We start from the raw sequence: 18,729 nt of genomic DNA, 5'->3' as shown, positions 1-18,729 counted from the left end.
ATAAATACCGGGCCTTAGAATATTAGCTAAAATTTAGAAAAGCAAAATTAATGAATTTCTTAGCATAGTAGCTAAAAAGTATATACACTAATAGTGTTGACGAAAGTGCAAACATTTAAAAAGCTAAAGAAATAAACTATACTATCTAAAATGATCCATCATGAATGATACGGTTGGAAGTACAAACGGTAGCCAGATTCAAAGTGTGAAAAAGTTTAGTGTGAGTTAAATCATCATTTAGTGATTTTTGAGTAACTAGTGATCATTAAAATAAACCTTTTAAGTTACGTAGAGTTTCATAGTATTTCATAGAGTTGGGACAGGTATTGTTTACCTGTTTTTTATTGTTTAATATAGAGGTAAATAAGATATTTGGAGGTAATGCAGTGAGTAAAATATGGGGGTTTATAAAAAAATATAAATGGTTCATTTTACTAGTAATATTGATAGTGACTGTTATCATCCCTTGGGTCATCAATATTTTTATTGGCATTGTTCCAGGAGTAGGTTCGAGTGATGGGTGGCTTGGATTTTGGGGAGGTTATATAGGTTCTTTCATAGGTATTGGTGGTGCAGCTATGTTTGCATATATAAATACAAAGTTTCAGTTAAAAGAGCAAAGAAAAAATGAGTTAAGTAATGCCCTTGCTGTAGAAGATATTAAGAACATATCTAGATTAATTTCTATTAATAATAGATTTACCGCCAATATTATTTTAATGAAAAAAGATATTTTCTCTAAGGGTACATTAGAAACAATAGATGATATTCGTAATTTGGGTACAAAAATTAATAAAGAAAAATTGAATGAAATTACTAATTTGAAGAATGAATATGTAATTTATTTTGAAACATACGTTAGCTATGTACCCGAATTATCAAAAAAATGTGATACCTATCAAGATAATATTGCTACACTTTGGAGTGATTTAATGAAAACATACGATGAACTTACTATGGCAGTAAAATGGTTATTGAAAAATAAAGAAGAAAATATAGAATTGATAGATCAAGAAACTAATAAAATTAATAAAATTTTTACAGCAGTTGCAACAAATATAGACTCTATATCTTTTCCGTTAAATGCAGTGAATAAAATTTTAAAAGGCGAAGCGGCGAGGATAAGGTGTAATAAATAATACCTTATCTATAATTGATGTTTAGGTATTCTTAAAGTAAGTAATAGGGTTAGTGTTAGAACCTGCCAAAACTTGCCATAAAATACTTTATAAAGCTCATCAAAACTCTAGTAAGCTCGTCAAAATGATACTTCATTTATACCTAATATGTTAGCAAATATTAGTATATGGGTGCAGCTATTCATCCCTGGGACTTATTAGATATGTAGGCAAAAATAAGTATTCGGACATTTCGGACCCCCTAAAGGGATGCAATTAAAAAGGTTATCAAGACATTCAAGACACCCTAAAGGAAGTAGATTTAATTAGATGTGATGAAATGACTACGGTTTGTTGAGGGAAAATAAAAAGCACCTACTTAAGAAAGTAGATGCATCAGTACATACATGCCCGTACAGTTTATTTTTTTGACTACGGTTTTGACTACGGTTTGTTGAATCTAGATGAAACCTTATGAAACTCTATGAAAACACTTGATTGGGTAAGTAGGGATCGAACCTACAGATTGCGGATTCAGAGTCCGGCGCCTTACCAGTTTGGCTATTACCCAAGAATAATTAACTTCCTAATTTTAGCGATATAACGGTCTTTTGTCAAATAGAAAATAGTAATATTTTGTTGAAACAATAAGAAATAGTAAAGATGATTAATTATTGATAAAGAAAAGTGATGATTACTTTTCTAATTGATACATAACGTTATAATGAAGGACATAAAGATTGTGTTATGTAGAGAAAGTACAAATGAATAAATTAAGCTAAAGTTTTGCACATTTTATTAAGTTATTATTCTATAGATGGGTTTGAGGCGAACGTATTGGAAATAAAACTAAGACGTGAATTAAAAAAGTTATACATTAGATTATTGATTGCGTGTGTCACAACGTTATTGATAGGTACCACGAAAGTTCTCCTACAATATAAATGGTTATCTTTTGTTATGTGGGCTGCTGCATTGTACTGTCTCGGTTTGTATCTGTATTGTTGTTTTATTCAATTTTTAATTTGGCATAAAAATCATTGACATCAAATCTATATGGGTTATACTTAAAAGAGTATTTTTGCCCAATGGTCAAATTGGTTAAGACGTCGCCCTCTCAAGGCGGAATTACGGGTTCGAGCCCCGTTTGGGCGATAAAAGATGTAATTAATTAGAATATTTAAAAAAGTGATTAAGTAGGGGAATGAAGTGAACCCCCTGAGTTGGAGAAATCTAACTCAGGGGGTTTTACTATGTTCACAGTTGAAATAAAGAAAAAAGTTCTAAAAGAATATTTGAAAGGTAAACCAGCCGGTTTACTAATGAAGAAGTATGGAATCAAGGGATCTGCAACTATTTATCAATGGTTGGATCATTTTAAAATGTTTGGGATTCAAGGCTTAGAAAATAATTTAGGGAAGACATTTTATGATTATTCCTATAAAATGAAGGTCATTCACTGGCGATTAAAACATAGGGCTTCTTTTCCGGTTACAGCACGTCATTTTAAAATTAAGAATCCTGTCGTGATTTGGGACTGGGAAAAGAAACTGGTACAAGGTCGCTTAAAAACTTCAAAAGGAAAACTGCCTAAAATGACTAAATCAAAAAATCCAAAAACTTCAAAACAATTACAAGAAGAAAATGACTTTCTAAGGGCACGGGTAGCGTACTTGGAAAAATTGGACGCCTTAATACAGAAAAAACAAAGATTAAAAACCAAGAAAAAGCCCAGATAATCACTGAGTTAAGGTGTGAATTACAGATTAAGTTGGCAACCGTATTAAAAGCTGGACTGATGTCCAGCAGTAGCTACCATGATGCTTGTAAACGAGAGTACCAACAAGATTCAAAAGAACTGATTGAAACGATTAAAACAATTTGTGAAGGGCATTCTGATTATGGGTATCGTCCCGTAACAAGTGAGTTACGTAACATAGGCATTAAAATCAATCACAAAACCGTGTTGAGAATAATGCGAGAAAACAAACTCCTATGTCACGCTTACGAACGAAAAACGAAAAGATATAATTCATATAAAGGAACTGTTGGTAAAATAGCTTCCAATCTTTTAAACCGACGTTTTAAGACTGATAGATCCTATCAAAAAATAGTAACTGATGTCACTGAACTACGATGGGGAAATAAAAGTACAAATGAAAGAGCTTATTTTACGGCATATATTGATTTATTTAATAGTGAAGTCCTTCAATGGTCAATTAGCCTCCACCCAACGGTGGAGTTTGTGACAGAACCACTAAAACGGTTAATCAATAAACGTTCAAATCTCAGTTATCGAATGACAGTTCACTCTGATCAAGGATTTCAATATCAGAACAGCCGTTATACAGAGATTATCAAATCAGCAAAAATTTTTCAAAGTATGAGTCGCAAAGCGACTTGTTTAGATAATGCATGTGCTGAAAGCTTCTTTCATATTTTAAAAGTTGGGACAGTTCATAATCACGATTATGCGACATACGAAGCTTTAAAAGTAGCCATAAAAAATTATATTGATTATTACAATCATAAAAGAATTAAAATAAAACTGGCCGGTATGTCTCCGATTGAATATCGAAAACATACCGACCAGATGATCGCTTAATATTTACTCCAACTTTTGGGGTTCACTTCAGAACCTGCTTAATCACTTTTTTGTTTAGACATTTTGTTCAAATGAAAGTTCAATTAAATATTTATCATGATGTGTCAGATACACGGTTGTTACCCAGACGTCCATATAGTCAGGGATGGAATGATCTAATTTATCGTTAAAGTAATCTAATAAATCACCGTGTTTTGAAACGAAATCATCAGTGAGACGATTAACAGTTAGTTTATCTGGTAAAAAATAAATATCAGCATCAGCTACTTTGACGCTTCCTGGTATGACGAGGGTTATTGAATTAGTATAGGTCAAGCGTGAAAAGAAAACGTCTTCTGGATGTCGTCTGACATAAGATAAGACGAAGAATATAGAATCTGAATTACTAGCCATAAGTGACACTCCCCATCTAAATGATTTACTTCATTATACCAATTTAAACGAAAATGTTTTGATTTATTTTATTATAGTCGTAGACAGACTAAATTTAAAAATATATTTTAGGTTTTTACTTAGGTAAAATCTTAATGGTAGCGTATACTTGAAGGTACAAATATAAACCATTTTATGGAGGTGCAGGCGATGAAGACAGTTCATTTTTATTTAGTAAGACATGGTCAAACACGATTGAACAGATTAAAGAGGCTACAAGGCGTGACTAATTCTCGTCTGACACACAAGGGGCGAGAGGCAGCTAGAAATTTGGGAACACAATTAAAAGATGTCTATTTTGAAGCCGTGTACACAAGTGACTTAAAACGAACGCAAGATACTGCGGACTTTATTCTTGAAAAGCATGACTCTTCGTTTGAATTTCAACCATTAAGAGGACTTCGAGAAGTCGATTTTGGTCGACTAGAAGAGATGAAAAATAAAGATTTAATTCCAATGCTTGTTAAAAAATTTGGTTTTTTTAAAGTGAGTCAGGCCGTTTTAGGGCATAATCGCTTTAGAAACTTAGTAAATATGTTCGCAGAGCTTGAAGGAACTAGCCAAGCTGAAACATATGATAAGATGACTAGTCGAATAATTGATACATTAACGGATATTGGGAATCAGTACCAGACGCAGGGAGGAAATATTTTAATTGTGTCTCATGGTCTTGTGTTATCAAGTTTTATCGACAGCTTAGAAAAAAATCAACTTCCAACGATGCTCTTGAAGAATGCTAGTGTTAGTAACGTTGATTTTAAAAAAGGTAAATTTACAATTGTGAAGATTAATCAAAAGGGGTGATTACGATTGCTATATCCTAAAACGATAAATAAAATTCGACAGTTAGTTAATGATGGTATTGTTCCTGGTGCTTCATATGGGGTTATCCATCATAATACAATTAGCAATCAAAACTATTTGGGATATTCGCAATTAGTCCCTGAAACTGAACAATTAGCTGACAATGCACTTTACGACGTTGCATCACTAACTAAAGTGATAGGAACAACAACTCTTATTTTAAAATTACAAGAAGAGGGTCGTTTGAATGTTGATGATTCCGTAAAAAAATACCTACCAAATTATCAGGACGAACGGGTGACTTTACGGCATATGTTGACGCATACGGCAGATTTTCAAGGGTATATTAAAAATCGAAATCAATTATCGGAACCAGATTTAAAACAAGCACTATTCGGACTAAGTAATGGTGAAAATCTTGGAAAAAAAGTTATTTATAGTGATATCGGACTAATTTTTTTAGGATATATTATTGAAAGTATTTTAAAAATTCCTGTTCAGCAAGCATTGCAGCAAGAAGTCTTAAATCCCTTAGGATTAACTGATAGTACTTTTAGTCCAAATATCTCAAGAAGTGTTCCAACTGAGATTATTCCTGACTTAGGTCTTTTAAAGGGTATTGTTCATGACCCCAAAGCACGGATTTTAAAAGAACATTGTGGATCGGCAGGGTTATTTTCCACTGTATCCGACTTATTACGATTTATGCAGTGGTTTATGTCAGATGGTCCTGAACGTCCAGTATTACGGCCGGAGACGACGCAAATGTTATTCTCAGATCAAACACCTACAAGAAGCTTGGGTCGTTCACTTGGCTGGGATCTTCGTGGAGATGGCGATTGCTTATCTGTCTATCATACTGGTTATACAGGAACATTTATAATAATGGATCAATCCATGCAAGACGGGTTGGTTGTCTTAACGAATAGGGTACATCCGACGAGTGATAATAGTCTCTATTTGGTAAAACGAGATGAAATTATAGAAAGCTTTTTAACGGAAAAAGCTGGATTGTAACCGATTAACATTCAAAAATGTAACCGCTTATGATAAAATAAACCAATAATATGTTTAACGAAGGAGAGAGCAACTAATGACAGAACCTTTATTCTTAAAACCTGTATTACAAGAAAAAATTTGGGGTGGTGATCATCTTAAAACGGTCTTTGGATATGATATTCCAAGTAATCATACTGGTGAACTTTGGGCTATTTCCGCACACTCACATGGCCCAAGTACTGTTTTGAATGGTCCATTTGCTGGCAAAACATTGAATGAAGTCTGGGATTCAAATCGTGAAGTTTTTGGTAATGCTAAAGGGGATGTTTTTCCACTTCTAACTAAAATTTTAGATGCTAATCAAGATTTATCAGTTCAAGTACATCCGGATGATACTTATGCAATGCAACATGAGCATGAACTTGGTAAAACAGAATGTTGGTATGTTATTTCAGCCGAACCTGGGGCAGAACTTATTTATGGGCACCATGCTAAAACACGTGAAGAATTAGCGGAAATGATTCATGACGAAAGATGGGATGATTTATTTACGCATGTACCTGTTAAAGCGGGAGATTTCTTTTATGTTCCTAGTGGTACAATTCATGCCATTGGTTCTGGTGTGATGGTCCTTGAAACGCAACAAAGTAGTGATACAACATATCGTGTTTACGATTTTGACCGTGTGGATGCAACAACGGGTAAGAAGCGTGACTTGCATATTCAACAATCGATTGATGTTACTAATGTGCCTAATAAAGTTCCTGAACTCGATATTCAAACAAAAATGGTCGGGGATGCCAAAGTAACAACCTTTGTTAAAACACCATTCTTTAGTGTTTATGAATGGTTGATTTCAAACGGATCAGCAAATTTTAAAAGAACAGTCGCACCTTATACTCTTGTTTCAGTTTTAAAAGGTGAAGGTCAGATTAAAGTCGATGATAAAATATATGATTTAAAAATGGGTATGCATTTTATTTTACCAAACGAAGTTAAAGAATGGACAATTACAGGTGATATGCAAATTATTGCATCAGAACCTGGAGAAAAAGCATAAAAAAATAAAGATTCAAACAATAATATACTATTGTTTGAATCTTTATTTTTTTACTAAAATGTTGGTTCGATAACGAGTGCTTCTTGTTGACTAAAATCAACATCTGGATATTTACGATGCAACGCAAGCAGTAGTAGACGTTTAGCTAATTCACCATTTCTTGTTAAGATTGGGCCATGGAAATATGAACCAAAAACGTTTTTGTAAATGACACCTTCTGAAGCATCACTACCATTATTACCTTTACCTTTTAACACTTTACCAAGTGGTCGTTCATCTTTACCGAGGAAGGTCATCCCGTTATGATTTTCAAAACCATGGTAAGTTTCACCGGTATCTTCATTTTGAATCGTAATATCTCCGATAAAACGATTGTCATCTTGTGTCTCTGTATAATGACTCATTGCACCAATGCCAGGAATTTTTTCACCATCAGCACCGACATAATATTGACCAAGTAATTGGTAACCGCCACAAATTGCGAGGAGGGGACCGTTATCTTCAATATAGTCGGTTAAGGCCTCTTTTTTGTCTTGAATATCTTTTGAGACAATTTTTTGTTCGAAATCTTGTCCACCACCAAAGAAAGTTAAGTCAAAATGATCTTTGTCAAAAGGTTGATCTAAACTGATGACTTCAGTTTGTAAGTCAGTATCCATTTGCTTGGCATAATATTCTAACACCAATAGGTTACCAACATCACCATAAGTATTTAATAAGTCACCATATAAATGGGCGACGTTTAAATGATATTTTGCCATTATTACATGCCCTCCTTGATATAACCATCATTAGCGAGTGATTTACGTAACTGTAAAACAGCTGTATAAGTGGCTAAAACGTAAATATGTTTTGTGGGGAAGGTTTTAAGTTGTTCGATAACTTTAGCAATGTCAGGTTCTTTAATTAATTGTTCATCTTTGACACCAGCGACCTTAAAACGGAATGAAACATCTTTATAACGTTCACCACCCGTCATGAATTGAGGAATGTTCATTTGTGTTAATTGTTCGAAATTCCCATCCCAAATCCAACTGGTATCAATACCATCTGCGTAATTTGCATTTAATAAGAAGGCCAACGAGAATGGTTCTGTATCTGTTGCAATCATATCTAGTACCTGATCGAGGCCAACTGGATTTTTAACTAAAACTAAGGTAATGTCTTTGTCTTCAACATGGATGACTTCTTGTCGACCAAAGACTTGCTCATCGTCTTCACTTAATGTATTACTAATTGTTGCAGGACCAACATTGAAGACACGACCAACTGCATAAGCAGCAAGGGCGTTGTAGATGTTATATAAACCGCCGACATGAATTTCCATGGGTTGTCCATCAACTATAAAGTGAGATGATGTGGGTGTTTGTTCTAAAAGTGATGTTAATTGGTAGTCTAATTTTGGACGACTAAAATGACAGTTTGGACAATAATATTTCCCGAGATTAGCATACGTACGGGTTTTATAATGTAAGATATGTTGACAAACTGGACAAAGAATCCCATCAGTATTCGTAGGTGCTAAACTTTCTGTTTCCTCTTCATGATTAAAACCGTAGAAAACAAAAGGATTTGGTAATTCAATTGAATGGAAAATGGGTGCATCACCATTTGCAATAATTGTTGCATTGGGTGCTAATTTAATCCCATCAATAATTTTTTTGTAAGTTGTATAAATTTCACCGTAGCGGTCCATTTGATCACGGAAAATATTTGTTAGAACAAATGCTTTAGGCGTGATGTATTGGGTTACTTTAATGACATTTGCTTCATCAACCTCAAGAACAGCAAGAGGACGCTCATTTTTTTTGCGCTTATCCGTTAGAAATGCTGTGATAATACCTTGTTCCATATTTGATCCAGCAGAGTTTGTTAAGATATGGTCATATTTAGCACCTAAAACCTTAACTGTTAAGGCGGTTGTTAAGGTTTTACCGTTGGTTCCAGTGATGACAATAACGTCATAATTAGCACCTAATGTTTTTAAAATTTCTGGATCTAACGCGGCAGTTATTTTGCCGGGTAGAGAGCTACCACCTTTTAGAAAGGTGTGCAAAAACCAATATGATGATTTCCCTGCGACAGTTGCTATTGAGCTTTTTATCGTCATTAAAATATCCTCCGTTTACAGAAAATTGACTACATAGGATAGAATCCACGTCATAGCCTACTTTACTGAATTTATATTATGTCTATAATAGCATAATTACAAAATTCTACATATAAAATGCCTAATATTAAGAAAAAATTTTTATTTAATGAAATCCAAGCTTAAATCGGATATACTTAAAGACGGAAATCTGAAAAACAGAAGAGGTTTATTATGGCGCAATTATTTTTTAAATACGGTGCAATGAATAGTGGTAAGACAATTGAAATCTTAAAAGTTGCGCATAATTATGAAGAACAAAATAAATCAGTTATTATTTTAACAAGTGGTGTGGATGACAGGGATGGTGTTGGATTTGTTTCAAGTCGAATTGGATTGAAACGTGAGGCGACACCTATTTTTGAAGAAACAAATGTCTTTGATTTAGTTCAACAGACTAATTCAAATGCTGCTTGTGTTTTAATAGACGAATCACAATTTCTAAAACAAGCACATATTATTCAATTAGCTAAAATTGTGGATGAATTAAATATTCCAGTTATGGCTTTTGGGTTAAAGAATGATTTTAAAAACGAATTGTTTGAAGGATCAAAATATTTATTATTATATGCTGACAAGATTGAAGAAATGAAAACAATTTGCTGGTTTTGTCATAAAAAGGCCATCATGAATTTACGTATTCATGATGGTAAACCTGTATATGCTGGCGAACAAATTTTAATAGGTGGTAATGAAGATTATTATCCAGTATGTCGTAAACATTATAACAATCCGTTGATGACACAATTACAATAATCAGATAGACTAGAAAGATAAAGAATTAAGAGGAGACAATATAAAATGGATGAAATGTATGATCAATTACAATCAGTTGATGATCGCTATGAAGAATTAGGCGAATTATTGTCTGATCCTGAGATTATTTCAAATAATAATCGGTTTATGGAATTATCAAAAGAAATGGCAAGTATCCGCGAAACAGTTGAGAAATATCGCCAATATAAAGTTGTTGTTCAAGAACTTGCAGATGCTGAAGAAATGCTAGGCGAAAATTTAGATTCTGAAATGGCTGAAATGGCTAAAGAAGAATTATCTGACGCAAAGAAAGCAAAAGCAGCTTTAGAAGAAGAAATTAAGGTACTATTAATTCCTAAGGATCCTAATGATGATAAAAATATTATCATGGAAATTCACGGCGCTGCCGGTGGGGATGAAGCTAGTTTATTTGCTGCAGATTTATTCTCAATGTATTCTAAATACGCTGAGAAGCAAGGTTGGACTGTTGAAATTGTGGATAAAAATGTGACTGAAGTCGGTGGTTTTAAAGAAATTGTCCTGTTGATTAATGGTGATAGTGTCTTTTCTAAGCTGAAATATGAAAGTGGTGCACATCGAGTTCAACGAATTCCATCAACAGAATCAGCTGGACGTGTGCATACTTCTACTGCAACAGTAGGTGTTATGCCTGAAGCAGAAGATGTTGAAATTGAAATTGATGCAAAAGATATTAGAACGGATGTTTATCGTTCTTCTGGTGCCGGTGGACAACATGTTAATAAGACATCATCTGCTGTCCGAATGACCCATTTACCAACAAACATTGTTGTAGCTATGCAAGATGAACGTTCACAACAACAAAATCGTGAAAAAGCTATGAAAATTTTGAAGGCTCGAGTTTATGATTTCTATTCACAACAAGAACAAAGTGCTTACAATGAAAATAGAAAATCAGCTGTTGGATCAGGGGACCGTTCAGAACGAATTAGAACTTATAATTTCCCTCAAAATCGTGTGACTGATCATCGAATTGGATTATCATTGAATAAATTAGATCGTGTTATGAATGGTGAACTTGAAGAAGTAATCGATTCATTGATTTTATATGATCAAACACAAAAAATGGAAAAGTTGCAAGAAAATGACTAATCCAACCTACTATGAAGCCTTGAAATGGGCTTCTTTGTGTATAGAGGAACATAAGTTAGAAGTTGAAAGTGGTCAGTGGTTATTATTAGAGCGACTAAGCTGGTCAACGACTGATTTATTAATGAATTATCAAACAAAAATGCCAAAAAATGAGTGGCAACAATATCAGATAGATATTCAGCAATTTTGTGATGGAATGCCGGCACAATACATTATTGGTCATGCCTACTTTTTTGGTATGCAATTGAAAGTGACCGAAGCAACCCTTATTCCGAGACCTGAGACGGAAGAATTGGTAGAATGGATGTTGGAGACATTGCCTGCTAATGAGAAGTTGGTAATTGCTGATATTGGAACCGGTTCTGGAGCAATTGCGATTGCTTTAAAACAACAGCGACCAAATTGGCAAATCTTTGCAAGTGATATTTCTAAAGAAGCAATTACGGTTGCCAAAAAAAATGCACAAGCACAGCAAGTTGATGTAACATTTTTGATTGGAGATTTAACAGAACCTATTCATGAATTGAAAGTGGATGTCATCGTGTCTAATCCACCATACATTGCCGAAAATGAGCGAGATGTGATGGATAAAAGTGTGATTGAACATGAACCGCAAGTCGCATTATTTGCAGCTGAAAATGGTCTAATCTTGTATCGAAGAATGATAGAAGAGGTGGCTCGCTTCACGCAAAAACCAAGAGATATTTTCTTTGAAATAGGGTATCAACAAGAAAACGCCGTGATAAAGATGTTAACAAACGCATTTGAAAATGCAGTTTTAATAGAAGGAAAAAAAGATAGTTTTGATAATCAAAGAATGATTCACGCAAAATTATAAAAGGGGTGTTGAGTTAATGGAAACAATTATTTATCAACCTAATGAAATAGAAACTGCTGCAGAGTTATTAAAGCAAGGACAATTGATCGCATTCCCAACTGAAACAGTGTACGGATTGGGTGCCGATGCGACAAATGAAGAGGCAGTCAAACAAGTGTATGCTGCAAAAGGTCGACCAAGTGATAATCCACTAATCGTACACGTTGCCGATGTAGAGACAGTTCGGGAATATGCACAACCACTTACTGCCAATGTGGAAAAGTTAATTAAAACATTTTGGCCGGGTTCATTGACGCTTATCCTTAAATTAAAAGCAGGAGCTCTTTCAAAGACTGTTACAGGCGGTTTAGAAACTGCAGCCTTTAGAATGCCAGATAACAAAGTTACATTAGATTTTATTATTAAGTCGGGCGTTCCAATTGTTGGCCCTTCAGCTAATACTTCAGGTAAACCTAGTCCAACAATGGCAGAACATGTTGCTCATGATTTGAATGGTAAAATTGCTGGTATCATTGATGATGGGCAAACAAAAGTAGGGGTGGAGTCAACTGTCTTAGACATGAGTACAGATGAACCAACAATTTTGAGACCTGGAGCAGTTACTCAGTCACAAATTGAGGATGTAATTGGACACGTTAGTGATGATACACATGAAGTTGCCGAAGGAGAAACGCCAAAAGCACCTGGGATGAAGTATCGACATTATGCACCAAGAGCACAAGTTGTGATTGTTGATTCAACACAAAATTGGTCAGATATTTTAGACTGGGTCGCTAAACAAGATATTGCAATCGGATTAATGGCAAAAGAAGGTCAAATTGATACGGATCAGATACCTAAGAATAGTGGCTATTCTTCTTTAGGAAAAACAATTGAATCAGCAAGCCAATCACTTTTTGACGGTTTACGCTACTTCGATGACAACCCTAATGTTCAAATGATTTTAGTTGAAGGGTTTGATAAAAAGGGATTGGGTGTTGCTTACATGAACCGTCTTGAAAAAGCAGCAAGTAGCCAAAATATTGTTGAACTTATGGATGCTGAAAAAGTGAAATATAAACAACAGGATAAAGAATTGTGGGATGCAATCGCTCATGAAGAAAAACGCCAAGAGGACAATATTGAATTAATTGCGTCTGAAAATATCGTTTCTGATGCTGTACGTGCTGCACAAGGTAGCGTGTTAACCAATAAGTATGCTGAAGGGTATCCTAATAAGCGTTACTACGGTGGTTGTGAGTATATTGATGTAGTTGAACAATTAGCTATTGATCGTGCTAAGGCACTATTCCATGCTGAATATGCCAATGTACAACCACATTCTGGTTCACAAGCTAATATGGCCGTTTACCAGGCATTTTTAGAACCTCAAGATAAGATTTTAGGAATGAAATTAAACGATGGTGGACATTTAACGCATGGTTCACCAGTAAATTTCTCAGGTGAATTGTACAATTTTGTTAGTTATGGTGTTGATTCTAAAACAGAACGTTTAAATTATGATGCTATTCGAGAGATAGCACTTAAAGAAAAACCTAAAATGATTATTGCTGGAGCCTCAGCTTATAGTCGAATGATCGACTTTACAAAATTTAGAGCAATCGCTGATGAAGTTGGCGCCTATTTAATGGTAGATATGGCTCATATTGCTGGTCTTGTAGCTACTGGACTGCATCCAAATCCCGTAGATGTAGCTGATGTTGTTACGACAACAACGCATAAAACGTTACGTGGCCCTCGTGGTGGAATGATTCTTGCTAAAGAAAAATATGCTAAAAAACTAAACTCGGCAGTTTTCCCTGGTACACAGGGTGGCCCACTTGAACACGTAATTGCTGGGAAAGCGGCAGCATTCTATGAGGCAGCGCAACCAGCATTTACGGCGTATATGTATCAAGTTGTTCAGAATTCACAAGCAATGGCTGGCGTATTTGCACAGTCAGATTTAGTGAGAGTTATTTCTGGTGGAACTGATAATCACTTAATGAACTTAGATGTAACACCTTCTGGGTTAAATGGAAAAGAAGTTCAAAACTTATTAGATCGTGTTCATATTACTGTGAATAAAAATACAATTCCAAATGAATCATTGAGCCCATTTAAAACGTCTGGAATTCGAATTGGAACGCCAGCAATTTCTACTCGTGGGTTTGACAGCGAAGACGTAAAAGTGATTGCAATTCTAATTCTATACGCAATTCAATTTCACGATGATGACGATAAATTAGCCGAAATTGGTTCGCAAGTTTTAGCATTATCTAAAAAGCATCCTATTTCACAAATTAAATACGTTTAAGACTAGTATTTTAGGTAATAATTCGCTAAAATAGAATAGACTAAATTTAAGGGAGTGTTTCGTAATGGGCAAATTTCAAGTGATGGACCATCCGTTAATTCAACACAAATTAACGATTATACGTGATAAGAACTGTGGTACAAAAGAATTTAGAGAAGTTGTTAATGAAATTGCTGAACTAATGGTATATGATGTTTCTCGCGATTTTGCTTTAGAAGATGTTATCGTTGAAACACCTATGGGTAAAACAACACAAAAAACATTGGCTGGTAAGAAAATTGCTATTATTCCTATTTTAAGAGCTGGTTTAGGGATGGTTGATGGTATTTTGGAATTATTACCAGCAGCTAAAGTTGGACATATTGGTATGTACCGTGATGAAACAACATTCCAACCAACAGAATATTTTGTAAAAATGCCTGAAGATATTGCTAGTCGTGATCTTCTTGTAGTAGACCCAATGCTTGCTACTGGTGGTTCTGCTATTATGGCAGTTGATGCATTGAAGAAGCGCGGCGCAAAGACAATTAAGTTTGTTTGTCTTGTTGCGGCTCCAGAAGGTGTTGCAGCTTTACGTGAAAAACATCCTGATATTGATATTTATACAGCAGCACTTGATGATCACTTGAATGAAGATGGCTACATTGTCCCAGGTTTGGGCGATGCAGGTGATCGATTGTTTGGTACGAAATAAATTAAATGAATGGCCCTTAGAATGCTTATGCGTAAGCCGTCTAGGTGTCATTTTTTTTAATGTGAAAAAAAACTCAAAATAAGTCAGAATTTCTTTTGTATTTTATTTCAATTGGTGGTATGATTTCTTTTGTAATTGGAGAATATTTATAAAGTTATTCTCTTTAATTTATACCGTTTTATACGGTCAAATAAAAGTTTGGAAAGAGGTGAAATTCTGTGGATGGAGATGCTTTCGTTGTGAATTTTTATGGCCTACCTTTCAATATTACGAATGTCGTTTCCGGTTTACTTGCATGTGTGATTGTCGCGATGATAGCTATTGTATTATCGAGAAGACTGACCATGAAACCGACTGGTAGACAAAATGTTTTGGAATGGCTCATTGATTTCACCAATGGGATTGTTAAAAGCGCAATGCCAGGAAAAGAAGGTAAGAAGTTTAATTTATTAGCATTTACGTTATTCTTATTTATCTTTGTATCTAACCAAATGGGTTTATTTTTACAAATAGGTTTTGGCGACAAGACGTTGATTAAAAGTCCAACGTCGAGTCCGCTAACGACACTAACGTTTGCATTTTTGATTCTGCTATTATCACATTTTATGGGTGTTATTCAATTCGGATTTAAGGGATATATTAAAAATTCCTATTTGAGTCCAGTTGCATTTCTTTTACCTATTAACTTGATTGAAGAATTTACAAATTTGCTAACATTAGCTCTTCGTTTGTACGGAAACATTTACGCTGGGGAAGTATTATTAACGTTAATTGGTGGTGCAGTTTCTATGGGCCCATTAATGACTATCGTGGCTTTACCAGTTGAAATGATCTGGCAAGGATTCTCTCTGTTTATCGGAAGTATCCAAGCTTACGTATTCGTAACATTGTCAATGGTTTATATCGGTGGAAAAGTACAAAAAGAATAAAACAAGATATCTAAGGAGGAAACAATTATTATGGGATTATTAGCAGCAGGTATTGCAGCTGGTTTAGCCGCTGTCGCAACAGGTATTGGTAATGGTTTAGTTATTTCTAAAACAATCGAAGGTATGGCTCGCCAACCAGAATTATCTGGTCAATTACGTTCAACAATGTTTATTGGTGTTGGTTTGATTGAAGCCGTTCCTATTATTGCTATCGTTATTTCATTCTTATTGATGGCTAAATAATTTTTGAAATTAAGTTTGATTCTTCGTTGATACAACGAAATATATTAATTTTAAAAAGGAGGTGTCAATAGATGTTTTCAGATTTAGTTTTCGGTGCAGTTGGTAATTTTCAAACTGGTGATTTCTTATTCTATATTATTTCGTTTGTTATTTTGATGTTAATCATCAAACACTTTGCATGGGGTCCTGTCACAAAAATGATGAGTGACCGTGCAGATAAAATTGCAAATGATTTAGATTCTGCTGAAGATTCAAGAAAAAAAGCCGATATTTTGGCAACTGAACGACAAGACCAATTAGATAATTCACGTCAAGAAGCATCTGAAATTGTTAGTCGTGCAAAAGATAACGGTAAAAAGCAACATGATGATATCGTTTCTGGAGCTCAAGATGAAGCAACGACGTTGAAACAAAATGCTGTTAAAGATATTGAACAAGAACGCCAAGAAGTATTGAGTAGCGTTCAAAGTGATGTCGCTGAATTATCTATTGAAATTGCTTCTAAGATTATTCAAAAAGAATTAAATGAGAATGATCAAAAAAACTTAATCAATTCTTATATTGAAGGGTTGGTAAAGTAAAATGAAATTAGATAAGGCAACCGTTGCCAATCGTTACGGTGAAGCCATCTTTGAAATTGCTGATGAACAAGGTAATATTGTTGCCTTTTCTGAAGAATTAGAGGAAGTTAGACAAGTTTTTCTTGCTAATCCACAATTGAGTGAAGTGCTTGTTGATGCACGTCTTAATTTGTTAGAAAAGCAAGACCTTGTTAAGGTCTTACTCAAAGATGCATCTCCAATTATTGCAAACGTTATCCAAATGGTCTTTGATTATGGTCGAATGGGTGATATGGTTGGAATAATTGAAGAATTCGAACGATTATGCGATGTTAAAGAAAAAATTGTACATGCAACCGTTACAACTGCAATTGAGCTTGATGATAGTCAATTAACGAAATTATCAAGTAAGTTTGCAGAAAGAATCGGTGCAAATAAGATAGTATTTAACAATATTATTGATGAAAAAATTATTGGTGGCGTTATTATTGAAGCCAATAATCAGATTTTTGATGGATCAATTTCATCAAAAATCAACAAAGTAAAACGATTATTAGCGGAGTAACATATTAAAGTAGTTAAGAGGTGAACCTTGTATGAGCATTAAAGCTGAAGAAATCAGTGCTTTAATTAAAGAACAATTGGAACAATATAAAGACGAACTTATCGTTGATGAAGTAGGTACCGTTACTTATGTTGGTGATGGTATTGCTCGTGCACACGGTTTGGATAACGCTTTATCAGGAGAATTGTTAGAATTTTCTGACGGTACTTATGGTATGGCTCAAAATCTAGAAACAAACGATGTTGGTATCGTTATTTTAGGTGGCTATGAAGGTATCCGTGAAGGCGACGTTGTCAAACGTACGGGTAGAATCATGGAAGTTCCTGTTGGTGAAGAACTTATCGGACGTGTTGTTAATCCTTTAGGCCAACCCATCGATGGTAAAGGTGATCTTAAGACAAACAAAACTCGTCCAGTCGAAAAAAAGGCTCCAGGAGTTATGGATCGTAAGTCAGTTGATCAACCTTTACAAACTGGACTTAAAGCTATTGATGCTTTAGTTCCAATTGGCCGTGGACAACGTGAATTGATTATTGGTGATCGTAAGACTGGTAAAACATCAGTTGCTATTGATACGATTTTAAATCAAAAAGATCAAGACATGATTTGTATCTATGTTGCTATTGGACAAAAAGAATCAACTGTTAGCGCACAAGTGGAAACGTTACGTCGATTAGGCGCAATGGACTACACAATTGTCGTTAGTGCTGGTCCTGCTTCTCCCGCACCATTATTATGGTTAGCTCCATATACTGGTTCAGCAATGGGTGAAGAATTCATGTATAACGGTAAACATGTCTTGATTGTATTTGATGATTTATCAAAACAAGCAACGGCTTACCGTGAACTGTCATTAATTTTGAGACGTCCGCCGGGTCGTGAAGCTTATCCTGGTGATGTTTTCTACTTACATTCACGTTTACTTGAACGTGCAGCTAAGTTAAGTGATGAATTGGGTGGTGGTTCAATGACTGCTCTTCCATTTATCGAAACACAGGCTGGTGATGTTTCTGCATATATTCCTACTAACGTAATTTCGATTACTGATGGTCAAATTTTCTTGGATAGTGATTTATTCTATTCAGGTACTCGTCCAGCTATTGATGCTGGTACATCAGTTTCTCGTGTTGGTGGGTCAGCTCAAATTAAAGCAATGAAGAAAGTTGCCGGAAGCCTTCGTTTGGCTCTTGCATCATTCCGAGAATTAGAATCATTTTCTCAATTTGGTTCTGATTTAGATGCCGCAACACAAGCTAAATTAAATCGTGGACATCGTACGGTTGAAGTACTTAAACAACCATTACACAAGCCATTAGTTGTTGAAAAACAAGTTTTAATTTTATATGCATTAACACATGGATTCTTGGATTCAGTTCCTGTTGATGATATTCTTCGTTTTGAAGGTGAAATTTTTGATTTCTTTGATAATAATCATAGTGATCTTTTAAATCACATCAAAGAAACAGGTAATTTACCTGACGAAGATAAATTTGATGCTGCAATCAAAGACTTTTCAGAAGGTTTCCAAGTAACTCCTGAAAAAGCGTAAA

At 34.8% G+C, this 18,729-nt stretch carries 19 protein-coding genes, 2 tRNA genes and 1 pseudogene; 18 read left to right on the top strand and 4 right to left on the bottom strand.

The features are described 5' to 3' along the window. Positions 1-386: 386 nt before the first annotated feature. On the top strand, positions 387-1,139 hold the full coding sequence (locus AC1RPR_RS05920; RefSeq protein ID WP_481761916.1) for a hypothetical protein: 753 nt from the start codon (positions 387-389) through the stop codon (positions 1,137-1,139). A 477-nt stretch (positions 1,140-1,616) separates the two neighbouring features. Here AC1RPR_RS05920 and AC1RPR_RS05915 read toward each other — a convergent pair. Next, a tRNA-Gln gene (locus tag AC1RPR_RS05915) sits at positions 1,617-1,689 on the bottom strand. A 511-nt stretch (positions 1,690-2,200) separates the two neighbouring features. On the opposite strand from AC1RPR_RS05915, the gene AC1RPR_RS05910 reads away from it, so the two are divergent. From AC1RPR_RS05910 to AC1RPR_RS05900, 3 genes are all read left to right on the top strand, one after another. Beyond that, positions 2,201-2,273 (top strand) — tRNA-Glu (locus AC1RPR_RS05910). A gap of 98 nt (positions 2,274-2,371) precedes the next feature. Further along, the gene (locus AC1RPR_RS05905; RefSeq protein ID WP_481761995.1) at positions 2,372-2,857 is read left to right on the top strand and encodes a helix-turn-helix domain-containing protein; all 486 of its coding nucleotides are present in this window, start codon (positions 2,372-2,374) and stop codon (positions 2,855-2,857) included. Continuing rightward, a complete protein-coding gene (locus tag AC1RPR_RS05900) occupies positions 2,800-3,723 on the top strand; it encodes an IS3 family transposase (RefSeq protein ID WP_481762191.1) in 924 nt (307 codons plus the stop codon). The genes AC1RPR_RS05905 and AC1RPR_RS05900 overlap by 58 nt, the downstream gene beginning before the upstream one ends. A gap of 54 nt (positions 3,724-3,777) precedes the next feature. Here the strand turns inward: AC1RPR_RS05900 and AC1RPR_RS05895 are convergent, their stop codons facing one another. Next, a complete protein-coding gene (locus AC1RPR_RS05895; RefSeq protein WP_481761632.1) occupies positions 3,778-4,116 on the bottom strand; it encodes a hypothetical protein in 339 nt (112 codons plus the stop codon). Positions 4,117-4,305: 189 nt separating this feature from the next. Between AC1RPR_RS05895 and AC1RPR_RS05890 the strand changes: the two genes are divergently transcribed. The 3 genes from AC1RPR_RS05890 (at position 4,306) to manA (ending at position 7,018) form a co-directional block, all read left to right on the top strand. Continuing rightward, the gene (locus AC1RPR_RS05890) at positions 4,306-4,959 is read left to right on the top strand and encodes a histidine phosphatase family protein (RefSeq protein ID WP_409022293.1); all 654 of its coding nucleotides are present in this window, start codon (positions 4,306-4,308) and stop codon (positions 4,957-4,959) included. A 6-nt stretch (positions 4,960-4,965) separates the two neighbouring features. After that, the gene (locus tag AC1RPR_RS05885) at positions 4,966-5,976 is read left to right on the top strand and encodes a serine hydrolase domain-containing protein (RefSeq protein WP_481761633.1); all 1,011 of its coding nucleotides are present in this window, start codon (positions 4,966-4,968) and stop codon (positions 5,974-5,976) included. A gap of 76 nt (positions 5,977-6,052) precedes the next feature. Beyond that, positions 6,053-7,018 carry a mannose-6-phosphate isomerase, class I gene (manA, locus tag AC1RPR_RS05880; protein ID WP_481761634.1) on the top strand — a complete coding sequence of 322 codons (966 nt, stop codon included), beginning with the start codon at positions 6,053-6,055 and terminating at the stop codon, positions 7,016-7,018. A gap of 53 nt (positions 7,019-7,071) precedes the next feature. Here the strand turns inward: manA and AC1RPR_RS05875 are convergent, their stop codons facing one another. Both AC1RPR_RS05875 and AC1RPR_RS05870 read right to left on the bottom strand, forming a co-directional pair. Continuing rightward, positions 7,072-7,779 (bottom strand): type 1 glutamine amidotransferase, encoded by a 708-nt coding sequence (locus AC1RPR_RS05875; protein WP_409022296.1) that lies wholly within the window; start codon positions 7,777-7,779, stop codon positions 7,072-7,074. A gap of 2 nt (positions 7,780-7,781) precedes the next feature. Then, positions 7,782-9,128, bottom strand: a complete 1,347-nt coding sequence (locus AC1RPR_RS05870; RefSeq protein WP_481761635.1) for a MurT ligase domain-containing protein — start codon at positions 9,126-9,128, stop codon at positions 7,782-7,784. 213 nt (positions 9,129-9,341) lie between these two features. On the opposite strand from AC1RPR_RS05870, the gene AC1RPR_RS05865 reads away from it, so the two are divergent. From AC1RPR_RS05865 to atpA, 11 genes and pseudogenes are all read left to right on the top strand, one after another. Continuing rightward, a complete protein-coding gene (locus AC1RPR_RS05865; protein ID WP_409022298.1) occupies positions 9,342-9,923 on the top strand; it encodes a thymidine kinase in 582 nt (193 codons plus the stop codon). Positions 9,924-9,968: 45 nt separating this feature from the next. Further along, positions 9,969-11,054: a peptide chain release factor 1 gene (prfA, locus tag AC1RPR_RS05860; protein ID WP_409022299.1), complete on the top strand. Its 1,086-nt coding sequence runs from the start codon at positions 9,969-9,971 to the stop codon at positions 11,052-11,054. Next, positions 11,047-11,892 carry a peptide chain release factor N(5)-glutamine methyltransferase gene (gene prmC / locus AC1RPR_RS05855; RefSeq protein ID WP_481761636.1) on the top strand — a complete coding sequence of 282 codons (846 nt, stop codon included), beginning with the start codon at positions 11,047-11,049 and terminating at the stop codon, positions 11,890-11,892. The genes prfA and prmC overlap by 8 nt, the downstream gene beginning before the upstream one ends. A 16-nt stretch (positions 11,893-11,908) precedes the next feature. Further along, positions 11,909-12,892: pseudogene (locus AC1RPR_RS05850) on the top strand (L-threonylcarbamoyladenylate synthase); the annotation flags it as partial. A 33-nt stretch (positions 12,893-12,925) separates the two neighbouring features. Then, the gene (gene glyA, locus AC1RPR_RS05845) at positions 12,926-14,188 is read left to right on the top strand and encodes a serine hydroxymethyltransferase (RefSeq protein WP_481761720.1); all 1,263 of its coding nucleotides are present in this window, start codon (positions 12,926-12,928) and stop codon (positions 14,186-14,188) included. A gap of 64 nt (positions 14,189-14,252) precedes the next feature. Further along, complete coding sequence (gene upp / locus AC1RPR_RS05840; RefSeq protein WP_409022301.1) at positions 14,253-14,882, top strand: uracil phosphoribosyltransferase; 630 nt, start codon at positions 14,253-14,255, stop codon at positions 14,880-14,882. A 218-nt stretch (positions 14,883-15,100) separates the two neighbouring features. Further along, positions 15,101-15,811 carry a F0F1 ATP synthase subunit A gene (atpB, locus tag AC1RPR_RS05835; protein ID WP_409022302.1) on the top strand — a complete coding sequence of 237 codons (711 nt, stop codon included), beginning with the start codon at positions 15,101-15,103 and terminating at the stop codon, positions 15,809-15,811. A 30-nt stretch (positions 15,812-15,841) separates the two neighbouring features. Then, entirely contained in the window at positions 15,842-16,054 is a 213-nt protein-coding gene (gene atpE / locus AC1RPR_RS05830) for a F0F1 ATP synthase subunit C (RefSeq protein ID WP_409022303.1), read from the top strand. A 71-nt stretch (positions 16,055-16,125) separates the two neighbouring features. Then, a complete protein-coding gene (gene atpF / locus AC1RPR_RS05825; RefSeq protein WP_409022304.1) occupies positions 16,126-16,635 on the top strand; it encodes a F0F1 ATP synthase subunit B in 510 nt (169 codons plus the stop codon). Position 16,636: 1 nt separating this feature from the next. Next, positions 16,637-17,179, top strand: a complete 543-nt coding sequence (gene atpH / locus AC1RPR_RS05820) for an ATP synthase F1 subunit delta (protein ID WP_481761637.1) — start codon at positions 16,637-16,639, stop codon at positions 17,177-17,179. Between the two features lie 31 nt (positions 17,180-17,210). Further along, complete coding sequence (gene atpA / locus AC1RPR_RS05815) at positions 17,211-18,728, top strand: F0F1 ATP synthase subunit alpha (RefSeq protein ID WP_481761638.1); 1,518 nt, start codon at positions 17,211-17,213, stop codon at positions 18,726-18,728. Position 18,729: the final 1 nt, after the last annotated feature.

The sequence above is a fragment of the Dellaglioa sp. CoH-57-MRSF-22 genome (genome assembly GCF_056781895.1).
Note: the sequence above shows the minus strand (reverse complement) of the source record. Positions and strands in the feature narration are given on the sequence as shown.

Excerpts from the sequence above, each read along its gene's own strand:
- AC1RPR_RS05865 (WP_409022298.1), top strand. The coding sequence starts at position 9,342 with ATGGCGCAATTATTTTTTAAATACGGTGCAATGAATAGTGGTAAGACA.
- AC1RPR_RS05875 (WP_409022296.1), bottom strand. The coding sequence starts at position 7,779 with ATGGCAAAATATCATTTAAACGTCGCCCATTTATATGGTGACTTATTA.
- prmC (WP_481761636.1), top strand. The coding sequence starts at position 11,047 with ATGACTAATCCAACCTACTATGAAGCCTTGAAATGGGCTTCTTTGTGT.
- prfA (WP_409022299.1), top strand. The coding sequence starts at position 9,969 with ATGGATGAAATGTATGATCAATTACAATCAGTTGATGATCGCTATGAA.
- AC1RPR_RS05905 (WP_481761995.1), top strand. The coding sequence starts at position 2,372 with ATGTTCACAGTTGAAATAAAGAAAAAAGTTCTAAAAGAATATTTGAAA.
- atpE (WP_409022303.1), top strand. The coding sequence starts at position 15,842 with ATGGGATTATTAGCAGCAGGTATTGCAGCTGGTTTAGCCGCTGTCGCA.
- manA (WP_481761634.1), top strand. The coding sequence starts at position 6,053 with ATGACAGAACCTTTATTCTTAAAACCTGTATTACAAGAAAAAATTTGG.
- glyA (WP_481761720.1), top strand. The coding sequence starts at position 12,926 with ATGGATGCTGAAAAAGTGAAATATAAACAACAGGATAAAGAATTGTGG.
- AC1RPR_RS05890 (WP_409022293.1), top strand. The coding sequence starts at position 4,306 with ATGAAGACAGTTCATTTTTATTTAGTAAGACATGGTCAAACACGATTG.
- atpF (WP_409022304.1), top strand. The coding sequence starts at position 16,126 with ATGTTTTCAGATTTAGTTTTCGGTGCAGTTGGTAATTTTCAAACTGGT.
- atpH (WP_481761637.1), top strand. The coding sequence starts at position 16,637 with ATGAAATTAGATAAGGCAACCGTTGCCAATCGTTACGGTGAAGCCATC.
- upp (WP_409022301.1), top strand. The coding sequence starts at position 14,253 with ATGGGCAAATTTCAAGTGATGGACCATCCGTTAATTCAACACAAATTA.
- AC1RPR_RS05895 (WP_481761632.1), bottom strand. The coding sequence starts at position 4,116 with ATGGCTAGTAATTCAGATTCTATATTCTTCGTCTTATCTTATGTCAGA.
- atpA (WP_481761638.1), top strand. The coding sequence starts at position 17,211 with ATGAGCATTAAAGCTGAAGAAATCAGTGCTTTAATTAAAGAACAATTG.
- AC1RPR_RS05870 (WP_481761635.1), bottom strand. The coding sequence starts at position 9,128 with ATGACGATAAAAAGCTCAATAGCAACTGTCGCAGGGAAATCATCATAT.